This is a genomic window from Acidovorax sp. BLS4 (assembly GCF_032929295.1).
Taxonomy (GTDB): domain Bacteria; phylum Pseudomonadota; class Gammaproteobacteria; order Burkholderiales; family Burkholderiaceae_C; genus Paracidovorax.
The window spans coordinates 3,383,413-3,393,900 of the sequence record NZ_CP136797.1; the positions used below are offsets into that span (position 1 = coordinate 3,383,413).

6 protein-coding genes are annotated in these 10,488 nt (G+C 72.5%); 4 read left to right on the forward strand and 2 right to left on the reverse strand.

From position 1 onward, the window contains the following. Positions 1 to 173 precede the first annotated feature (173 nt). The 3 genes from R1Z03_RS15765 to R1Z03_RS15775 are packed head-to-tail and all read left to right on the forward strand — an operon-like array spanning position 174 to position 4,152. Complete coding sequence (locus R1Z03_RS15765; RefSeq protein ID WP_317360398.1) at positions 174 to 731, forward strand: sigma-70 family RNA polymerase sigma factor; 558 nt, start codon at positions 174 to 176, stop codon at positions 729 to 731. Beyond that, complete coding sequence (locus R1Z03_RS15770; RefSeq protein WP_317352606.1) at positions 728 to 1,705, forward strand: FecR domain-containing protein; 978 nt, start codon at positions 728 to 730, stop codon at positions 1,703 to 1,705. Before R1Z03_RS15765 ends, R1Z03_RS15770 begins: the two co-directional genes overlap by 4 nt. Continuing rightward, positions 1,705 to 4,152 carry a TonB-dependent receptor gene (locus R1Z03_RS15775; protein ID WP_317352609.1) on the forward strand — a complete coding sequence of 816 codons (2,448 nt, stop codon included), beginning with the start codon at positions 1,705 to 1,707 and terminating at the stop codon, positions 4,150 to 4,152. Before R1Z03_RS15770 ends, R1Z03_RS15775 begins: the two co-directional genes overlap by 1 nt. Positions 4,153 to 4,159: 7 nt before the next feature. On the opposite strand, the gene R1Z03_RS15780 is transcribed toward R1Z03_RS15775, so the two are convergent. After that, a complete protein-coding gene (locus R1Z03_RS15780) occupies positions 4,160 to 6,088 on the reverse strand; it encodes a DUF3592 domain-containing protein (protein WP_317352610.1) in 1,929 nt (642 codons plus the stop codon). Positions 6,089 to 6,294: 206 nt separating this feature from the next. Between R1Z03_RS15780 and R1Z03_RS15785 the strand changes: the two genes are divergently transcribed. Further along, positions 6,295 to 8,487, forward strand: a complete 2,193-nt coding sequence (locus tag R1Z03_RS15785) for a TonB-dependent receptor (RefSeq protein WP_317352613.1) — start codon at positions 6,295 to 6,297, stop codon at positions 8,485 to 8,487. A 498-nt stretch (positions 8,488 to 8,985) separates the two neighbouring features. Here the strand turns inward: R1Z03_RS15785 and R1Z03_RS15790 are convergent, their stop codons facing one another. Continuing rightward, positions 8,986 to 10,464 carry a glutamate synthase subunit beta gene (locus tag R1Z03_RS15790; RefSeq protein ID WP_284405115.1) on the reverse strand — a complete coding sequence of 493 codons (1,479 nt, stop codon included), beginning with the start codon at positions 10,462 to 10,464 and terminating at the stop codon, positions 8,986 to 8,988. Positions 10,465 to 10,488: the final 24 nt, after the last annotated feature.

A 10,488-nucleotide genomic window follows, 5' to 3' on the forward strand; every position in this document is an offset into this window, starting at 1 on the left:
GCATACCGCTATCAATTAAATAGCAAACCAAAACCCGAAGGGTGCACCAGAAGGCATCCCGGCCCGGGCAACGGGCCCGTGGACGGAGCACCGCCCACGGATGAGATAATGCGATGCATTCTCATTGACCGCCCGCCGGGCGTTTACCCATCGGATTCCCGCCCGTGGCTCCCGTGTCCGCCGCCCACCACGCCGCCGCGCCCGCCCCCGGGCCGGCTGAAGAAATCGGCCGCCTGTACGGCGCGCACCACCGCTGGCTGCTGGGCTGGCTGCGCGCGCGGCTGGGCTGCCCCGACCAGGCGGCGGACCTGGCACAGGACACCTTCGTGCGGCTGCTCGCCCACCGGCTGGGCGCCGAGGCCGGCACCGAGGCCGACGCACACGCCGCCACGCCGCGCGAGCCCCGGGCCTACCTGGTCACCGTGGCGGGCCGGCTCGTGGCCAACCACTTTCGCCGGCTGTCGCTGGAGCGCGCCTGGCTCGACGCGCTGGCCACGCTGCCCGAAGCGCAGTGGCCCTCGGCCGAGCAGCACGCCATGGCCCGCCAGGCGCTGCACCGGCTGGATGCGGCCCTGGCCGGCCTGCCCGAGCGCGCGCGGCGCGCCTTCCTGCTGTCGCAGATCGAGGGGCAGGACTACGTCCGCATCGCCGCCACGCTGGGCGTGACCGAGCGCAGCGTCAAGCGCTACATGGCGCAGGCGTTCGAGGCCTGCATCCTGGCGGTGGATTGAGCCCCGCCGCCGCACCCCTGCCCCCGGACCGCGCCGCCGTGCGCGCGGCGGCGCAATGGCTGGCCCGGCTGCATGCCGGCGACGCCACGGCGCAGGACCACGCGGCCTGCGAGCGCTGGCGCAACGAGCACCCCGAGCACGAACGCGCCTGGCAGCGCGCGCAGCGCATGCAGGCGCAGCTGGCCCTCGTCAGCCCGCCGCTCGCGCAGGCCGTGCTGGGCCGGGCACGCGGCAACGGGCGGCGCCGTGCGCTGCGCGCGCTCGGCGGCCTGGCCGTGGCGCTGCCCGCCGCGCACCTGGCCTGGCGCCAATGGGGCGAGGCCTTCACAGCCGACCACCGCACGGCGCGGGGCGAGCGCCGCGACCTCGTGTTGCCCGACGGCACGCGCCTGTGGCTCAACACCACGACGGCCATCGACGTGGCCTATTCGCCCGCGCAGCGCACCGTGCGGCTGCTGCACGGCGAGGTGCTGGTGCAGACCGGCGCCGACGCCGGCGCGCCCGGCCACCGCCCCTTCGTGCTCGCCACGCGCGAAGGCGAGCTGCGCCCGCTGGGCACGCGCTTCGTGGCGCGCGACGCGCCGGACGGCTGTCGGCTCACGGTGCACGAAGGCGCCGTGGCCGTGCGCACCGCGCAGGGGCTGGCGCAGACCGTGCCGGCCGGGCAGGCGCTGCGCTTCACCGCCGGCCGGATCGCGCCGATCGCGCCTGCCGACCCGTTCGCCGGGCGCTGGACCGAGGGCCTGCTGGTGGCGCGCAACCAGCCGCTGGGCGAGTTCCTCGAAGACCTCGCCCGCTACCGTGCCGGCGTGGTGCAGTGCGACCCGGCCGTGGCCGCGCTGCGCATCACCGGTGCCTTCCAGATCGACCGCAGCGACGCCGTGCTCGACGCCCTGCCCCGCACCCTGCCGGTGCGCGTGGCCTGGCGCACGCGCTACTGGGCGCGGGTGCTGCCGGCCACCGTGCAGGACTGATGGCAGGGCGGATGGCCGGGCTGCGCACGCGGGCGGGCTGCCTGGCGCTGTGCCTGCTGGCGGGCGCGGCCGCGGCGCAATCACCCGCCCCCGCACCGCGGGCGGTCGAACTGCCCCCGGGCCCGCTGGCCGACCGGCTGCCAGCCCTGGCGGCGCAGACCGGGGCCTCGGTGCAGGCCGATGCGGCGCTGCTGCGCGGACTGCAGGCGCCCGGCGTGGCGGGCCGGTTCACACCCCCCGAGGCACTGGCGCGGCTGCTGGCGGGCACGGGGCTCGCGGCAGCCGAGGAGGCGCCCGGCGTCTTCGTGCTGCGGCCCGCAGGCGCCATGGCCACCGCGCCCGCCGCACCCGCGTCGGCCCTGCCCGGGCCAGACGCCGCCGTGCTGCCCGTGGTGCGCGTGACCGCCCTGCGCGAGGCCGGGGGCACCGACGCCCTATGGAGCGGCAACGGGCGCGGGGCCGGCGCCGCCACGCGCACGGCCACGCCCGCGCTCGCGGTGCCGCAGGCCCTGTCCACCCTGCCGCGCCCGACCTTGGACGCCCTGGGCGCCACGCGCCTGGACGACGCGCTCGACTACGTGCCCGGTGTGTCGCGCCAGAACGACTTCGGCGGCACCTGGGACAACATCGCCCTGCGCGGCTTCGCCGGCCACGAGGACACCGGCATGAGCCTGCTGCGCAACGGCATGGCCGGCAACCGGGGCTACAACGCGCCGCGCGACACGGCCAACGTGGAGCGCTTCGAGTTCCTGCGCGGGCCCGTGGCGGCGCTGTACGGCGTGTCCGAGCCCGGCGGCACGCTCAACGTGGTGACACAGCCCGCGCCGTGGGAGCCGCTGCGCACGATCGAGGCGAGCCTGGGCCGCTGGAACACAAGGCGCGCCGTGCTCACGCTGGGCGGCCCGCTGGATGCGCCGGCAGGCACCGCGCCGGAGTCGGGCGAACCCGCGCGCATCGCCTACCGCCTCACCGCCGTGGGCGAGGACAAGGGCAGCTTTCGAGAGCATGTGCGAACGCGCCGCGACATGCTGGCACCGGCGTTCACCTGGCGTCTCGCCGAGGCCACCACGCTGCGCTACGACGGCGAATGGCTGCGCCAGCGCGCGCCGCTGGACCGGGGCGTGGTGGCGCTCGGCGGGCAGGTGGGCACCGTGCCGGTCACGCACTTCTATGGCGATCCCGGCGACGGCGACCTGGCCATGGTCAACCAGACGCACCAGTGGCTGCTGGACCACGCCCTGGCCCCCGGCTGGCGCGTGCATGCGGGGCTGATGGCGCGGCGCGGCACCATGGTGGGCTTCACCACCTACGGCCACGGCTACGGCGAGGCGCTGGCCGACCTGGAGGCACGCGGCTGGCTGTGGCGCCAGCGGCGCTGGCGCGATTTCGCCTCCAGCGACCGCTCGGGCCAGCTCGATCTGCAGGGGCAGTGGGAGGCGGGCGGACTGCGGCACACGCTGCTGGCGGGGATGGAGGTGTTTCGCTTCCGGCTCTCGCAGGTCATGCAGCAGTCGCCGGCCGGCACCTGGCAGGCCGATGGCATCGACGTGCGCCAGCCCGTGTACGGCGACGAGCGGCCGGCGACGCAGGATTTCCTGTCCACCGACGAGCACCAGCGCGGCCTGGGACTGTACCTGCAGGACCAGATCGAACTGGCGCCGCGGTGGCAGGCGTTGCTGGGCCTGCGCCACGACCGCTTCCGGCAGGCCGTGGACGACCGGCTGGCCGGCGGCATGCGGCGCCAGTCGCAGGGCGCCCTGTCGCCGCGCGCGGGCCTGACCTGGCTGCCCGTGCCGGGCTGGGCGGTGTATGCCAGCGTCGGCGCCTCGTTCCGCCCGAACGTGGGCGTGGACGTGCAGGGCGGCGCCTTCGCGCCCGAGAAAGGCCTGGCGCGCGAGATCGGCGTGAAGTGGCAGCCGCCCGAGGGCCCCCTGTCGGCGTCGCTCGCGCTCTACGACATCGCCAAGCGCAATGTGCTCGTCACCGACCCGCAGCACCCGGACCACAGCGTGGCCGCCGCCCGCGTGCGCAGCCGGGGCGCGGAGTTCGAGCTGGCGGGCCGGCCCGCGGCCGGCTGGAGCGTGGTGGCCGGCGGCGCCTGGCTGCAGCGGTCGCTGCCGCAGTTTCCGCGCGCGAGCGGCAGCCTGCTGCTGGTGCGCGAATGGGCGCTGGACGGCAGCATCGGCGGAGCGGGCGGGCACACCGTCGGCCTCGGGGGCGGGCTCACGCATGTGGGCGAGCGCACGGGCGATGCCGGATCGCCCCGGCTGCCCGCCTACACCACCATGCGGCTGCTGGCGCACTGGCAGGCAGGGCCCGCGCTGCGCCTGTCGCTGCAGGTGGACAACGCGTTCGACAAGCGCTATTACGCCAGCGCCTACAACCGCGTGTGGGTGGTGCCCGGCGCGCCGCGCCACGTCACGCTCACGGCCAGGCACACGTTCTGACCGCGGACTAACCGCCCCACAGGCACCACGCCAGCACAGCCAGCGCGGCCAAGGCGCCCCAGGTCGGGCGCGAGTGGCCCGTCAACGCGGGCCGCTGCGATCCGGGGGTGAAATGGCCCTGCCGGACCCGCCAGGCCTGGGCGATCGCCTGGCCCACGGCCGTGGCGGCCTCGGTGCCGGCGATGCCGGGCGTGAGGCGCACGCGGCCCCCTTCGGGCACCGGCGCATACAGCGCGAAGTAGGCCTCTTCGCTGGGGCCGCTGCCCGTGACCCGTTGCAGCGCGCGGACCAGCGCCTGGGTGGCCTCGCCCGGCACCGCCCGCGCGTGCGACCACAGCCAGGAGCGGCGCTGCACGACCAGGCCGGCGTCCTGCACCGTCAGCGTCCAGCGCCGGGATGCGGCATGCAGCAACGCCACCGCCAGGGCCCACCCGGCGCCCGCGGCCGCCGGGGTGCGCCACCCGGCGGCCAGGGACACGCCCAGCCCGTCCAGGGCCACCGCGCCGAGCGCCAGGTTCACCAGCACGATGCCGGCCGCCCAGGTCCAGCCGCCCGGGCGAAAGACGAAGTGCCAGGCGTGCTGGGTTTCCTGCAGCGTGACAGCGGGCGGCAGGAACATGGGGGCCTCGTCATCCTGCTCCGCGCCCGGCCCCGCCGGGCGGGCACTGACGGGAACGGGCGTGCCCTTCCAGGCCGCCCGGCGGTCGAAGCGGTCCGGCGGCTCCCCTGACAGGGGCTGCGCTGCCGCCTGGACGGGCACGTCGCACGTCCACTCCGGCTCGCCTTGCGGCGCGCGCAGCAGGTCCAGCCGCCATTCCACGCGCTCGCCCGAGCGGCGGGCGCCGCTGGTCGGCGCATCGGGCGGCACCAGGAAACGCGCCACCAGCCGCAGCCGGCCGCCGCTGGCCGGCTGCATCGCCACGGGCTCGGCGAAAGACTCCACGCGCCGTTCGGGTGAGCCCGAACTCGCTTCGTCCACCCGGTACTGGGCCAGTCGCAATTGCAGGCTGTGCCCCTGCATGCGGGGCGCGGCACGGGCCGGCACCACCAGCGCCACCTCGACCGGATGCCCTGCGAGTGGCCGCGCGGGCTGCAAGGCGAGCCCGGTGCCCGCGTATCGCCAGGCCAGGTAGGTGACATGCCCCGAGTACCACAGCAGCCCGATGCCCACCAGAGCGCACAGGCCCACGACCCCCTTGGCGAGCCACGGAATATGGGGATCGGGCCACAGCAAGGCGGCCATCGGGACACTGAAGCCGCACCAAAACAACGCGATGAGCCACAGGATGCCGAGGGATCGGCGTGCCGGGTTCCCAGGCGGGGGCAACGGCCCGTCCGACAGGGACGCGGCATCGGCCTCTTCGCGAGCCATCTTGCGCCAGCGCAGCAGGACGAAGACGAACACCCAGGCCGCCACCAGGCCCACGCCGGTGAACACCAGGGCAAAGGGCAGACGAAACAGCTGCAGGCGCCAGCGGATGGCGGGGTCGATCAGCGATTGCGACGGGTTGGCCGGGTTCACCCACGCGGTGACGGTGTGCCCGCTGGCCCGGGCGCCTTGCAGTTGCGCGAGCCACCGGCGTTGCCAACCGTCGAAGTCCATCGATTCGCCATGGCCTGCCGGGTCCAGGCCCACGCGGGTGCCTTCATGGGGCTTGCCGTCCACGGCGTAGCGGTAGCGGGCCTGCACTTCGAACGCGGGCCCCGTACCGCTGCCCGAACGGCGCGCCTCCCGCCGAAGCTCCGCGGAGAGGACCTCGGCCTGCACCGGCTGCCAGCGGTGGTGCACCTCCCACGCCAGGCGCAGGGTGCTGGCCAGGGGCCGCAGTCCGTAGGTGTAGCCGAAGACGCCAAATGCCACGGCGAAGACGGCGCTGAACGCCAGCAGTGCCAGCCGGGTGCCGATGCTGCCTGCCCTCGTCCGCTCTCTGGCCACGGGTTCTCCTCGTCGATGTCGTTTCTTGTGGCTCGAAGAATATCAAGCCCCGCGCCACCAGGGGCCGCGTGGCGGGGCGCGAAACGCCCCGGCGCGGCGCGCGCGCAACACTTCGCACACATCGATCGAAACAAAGCAAAAGGGCTGTCCCCTTTCCGGGGGGCTGCGTGTCTTCTTCTCGACAACCACCAACGAGAGAAGCACCGATGCACCGCCACCCGACCCCTGACCGGCCATTTCCGCTCCCCCCTTGCGCCGCCGCGGCCCGCGGCCCGCGCCGCTCGCTGCTGGCCGCCGCCAGCCTCGCGGCCCTGGTACAGGGCACCGCCCTGCCCGCCTTCGCCCAGGCGCCCGCGGCCGCCGAGCCGCAATTGCCCGCCACCGAGGTCGTCGGCCGCCAGCAGTCCGGCCAGTACCACGCCCAGGAATCCGAGGGCGCGACCAGGACCGACACGCCGCTGCGCGAAGTGCCCCAGGCCGTGCGCGTGGTCACGCGCCAGCTGGTCGACGACCTGGGCGCCCAGCGCCTCGATGACGTGCTGGACTACGTGGCCGGCGTTTCGCGGCAGAACAACTTCGGCGGCATCTGGGACAACGTGGCCATGCGGGGCTTCGTGGGCCACGAGGACATGGGCATGGGCCTGCTGCGCAACGGCATGCCGGCCAACCGCGGCTTCAACGCGCCGCGCGACACCGCCAACGTGGAGCGCTTCGAATTCCTCAAGGGCACCATGGGCGCGCTGTACGGCAACAGCGAGCCGGGCGGCACGGTGAACGTCGTGACCAAACCACCCCGGTTCAAGGCCGCGCATTCAGTCGAGGCCTACTACGGCACGCACGACGCCAAGCGCATCGCGCTGGACAGCACCGGCCCGCTGAACGGCAGCGCCACCGAGCCCGCCACGCTGGCCTACCGCCTCAACGTGTCGGTGGAGGACAAGGACAGCTTCCGCGACTTCGTGCACAGCCGCCGCGAGCTGATCGCCCCCGCCATCACCTGGAAGCTCGGCCCCGACACCGTGCTGCGCTACGACGGCGAGTGGCTGCGCCAGCGCGCGCCGCTCGACCGGGGCGTGGTCTCGGTCAACGGCCAATTGGGCGCGGTGCCCACCTCGCGCTTCTACGGCGAACCCGGCGACGGAGACATCACCGTGGACAACCAGACGCACCAGTTCTTCCTGGAGCAGGCACTGTCGCCCGACTGGAGCCTGCGCGCCGGCCTGCAATACAAGCGCAACACGCTGGCGGGCCTGGCCAGCGAATCCCACCAATACGGCCCGTCGCCCTGCCAGACCTCGGTCGAGGCCAGCGGCTGGCTGTGCCGCCGGCTCATCCGCCGCGACTTCCGGTCCGACGACACCACGGTGCAGCTCGACCTGAACGGGCACCTCACAACCGGGGCCTTCCAGCACGAGCTGCTGGTCGGCGCCGAGGTGTCGCGCTTCGACATGGACCAGACCATGCTCACCCAGGCGGGCGGCGGCCGCTTCGGCTACGGCATCAGCGTGGCCAACCCGGTGTACGGCGCCGCCGCGCGGCCCGCGCTCACGGCCCGCGCCATCGACCGCACGGTGGAAGACCGCACCACCGCCTTCTACGTGCAGGACCAGATCAGCCTCACGCCCCAGTGGAAGCTCCTGGCCGGCGTGCGCCACGACCGCTACCGCGGCGAGATCGACGAGCGCAGCACGGGCCGCGTCACCACCCAGGACCCGAGCGCCACCTCGCCGCGCCTGGGCCTGACCTGGCTGGCCACGCCCGAGGTGTCGGTGTACGCCAGCGCCGGGCGATCGTTCCGCGCGCAGGCCCAGACCACCGCGTCCGGCCAGCAGATCCAGCCCGAGATCGGCACCGCGCGCGAGCTGGGCATGAAGTGGCAGAGCGCCGATGCGCGCCTGGGCGGCAGCGTGGCGCTGTTCGACATCAGCAAGCGCAACACGGCCACCTGGGACGACGACGGCGTGTACCTGGTGCCGGTGCCCGGCAAGGTCCGCAACCGGGGCCTGGAGGCCGAACTGGCCGGCTGGGTCGCGCCCGGCTGGCGCGTGGCGCTGAGCTACACCTACCTGGATGCCGACCCGCTCATCACCCAGTTCGCCCGCCAGAGCGCCAGCGCCTTCGTCACGCACGAAAGGGCGCTGGCCGGCGGCGGCCTGCTGGGCGTGGGCGGCGGCTTCACCCACGTGGGCGAGCGCCGCGGCGACACGGGCGAGCCGCGCCTGCCCGCCTACACCGTGGCCAAGCTGACCACCTACTGGAACCTGGACAAGCGCCTGCGCGTGTCGCTGGACGTGGACAACCTGTTCGACAAGACCTACTACCACAGCGCCTACAACCGCGTCTGGGTCATGCCCGGCAGCCCGCGGCAGGTGACGGTGGGCGTGCAATACAAGTTCTGAGGACCCAGAGCCAAAACAGCCTCCAGCGCAATGAATGCACCGGCATGACGCTCATTTTTTCATAGCAATCAGGAACAGTGCCACAGGATGCCGTTCTTGATGCCAAGGCGGACAGCCGCACCGCGCACCGCGCACCGATCGCAGGGGCTCGAGAAATTTCAGAACGTTTCAGGACTTCTCAGCCCCCGTTAAGGGCACAAAGAAGGCCCGCCGCCAGAATCCGTGGGCTGAACGACGCGATCGAAGAATCACCAGGAATTCGAAAACCGCACTCCGGTGACGAATGGACAGCCAGATTTCGGCAGGAGAGGGAGGTCAGAGAAAAAGAGAAAGGAAAGGGCGACCGGCGCCGCGCCGCAAACGCTGGCCTTTCCACGAAAGCCCCTGCCGTTCGGCAGGGGCTTTTTTTTGGATCGTTCGGGCCATCGCATCGGCGCAAAGAAAACGGCGCTCCGAAGAGCGCCGTTGTGCTTCAAAGCCTGCCGCTTTTGACGGGACTCAGCGCGGCAAGTCGGAGTACCCCATCAGGAACTCGTCCACCGAGCGCGCGGCCTGGCGGCCTTCGCGGATGGCCCACACCACCAGGGACTGGCCCCGGCGCATGTCGCCCGCGGCGAACACCTTGGGCACGTTGGTGGCGTAGCCGCCGTCAAAGTCGGTGGTGGCCTTCGCGTTGCCGCGGGCGTCCTTGTCCACGCCGAAGGCGTCCAGCACCTGCGCGACGGGGCTCACGAAGCCCATGGCCAGCAGCACGAGGTCGGCCTTGAGGACCTGCTCGCTGCCAGCCACCTCGACCATCTTGCCTTCCTTCCATTCGACGCGGACGGTCTTGAGGCCGGTGACCTTGCCCTTCTCGCCCAGCAGCTCCTTGGTGGAGATGGCGAACTCGCGCTCGCAGCCCTCCTCGTGGCTGGAGCTGGTGCGCAGCTTGATCGGCCAGTAGGGCCAGGTCATGGGGCGGTTCTCGACCTCGGGCGGCTGGGGCATCAGCTCGAACTGCGTGACGCTCACGGCGCCGTGGCGGTTGCTGGTGCCCACGCAGTCGCTGCCGGTGTCGCCACCGCCGATCACGATGACGTGCTTGCCATCGGCGCGCAACTGGCCCTTGAGCTTGTCGCCCGCGTTGACCTTGTTCTGCTGGGGCAGGAACTCCATCGCGAAGTGCACGCCGTCCAGGTCGCGGCCCGGCACGGGCAGGTCGCGCGACTGCTCCGCGCCGCCGGTCAGCAGCACGGCGTCGAAGTCCTTTTGCAGTTGCTCGGGCGTGATGGTTTCCTTGGCCCAGTTGGTGACCTTGGAGCCCTTGCCCAGGCCGTCCTTGGCGGCGCCGATGAAGACGCCGGTGCGGATGGTGACGCCCTCGGCGGCCATCTGCTCGGCACGGCGGTCGATGTGCGACTTCTCCATCTTGAAGTCGGGAATGCCGTAGCGCAGCAGGCCGCCGATGCGGTCGTTCTTCTCGAACAGGGTCACGTCGTGGCCCGCGCGCGCCAGTTGCTGGGCCGCCGCCATGCCGGCCGGGCCGGAGCCGACCACAGCGACCTTTTTGCCGGTCTTGTGCTTCGGGGGCAGGGGCTTGACCCAGCCCTCGGCCCAGGCGCGGTCGATGATGGCGTGCTCGATGGACTTGATGCCCACCGGGTCGTCGTTCACGTTGAGCACGCAGGCGGCCTCGCAGGGCGCGGGGCAGATGCGGCCGGTGAACTCGGGGAAGTTGTTGGTGCTGTGCAGCACCGCGATGGCGCTCTTCCAGTCCTGCTGGTACACCAGGTCGTTGAAGTCCGGAATGATGTTGTTGACCGGGCAGCCGTTGTTGCAGAACGGCGTGCCGCAGTCCATGCAGCGCGCGCCCTGGATCTTGGCCTGCGCGTCATCCAGGCCGATGACGAATTCCTTGTAGTGCTTCAGGCGCTCGCCGACAGGCTTGTAGCCCTCTTCGATGCGCTCGTATTCCATGAAGCCGGTGGTCTTTCCCATGATGTCTGTCCTTGAATCGTTGAA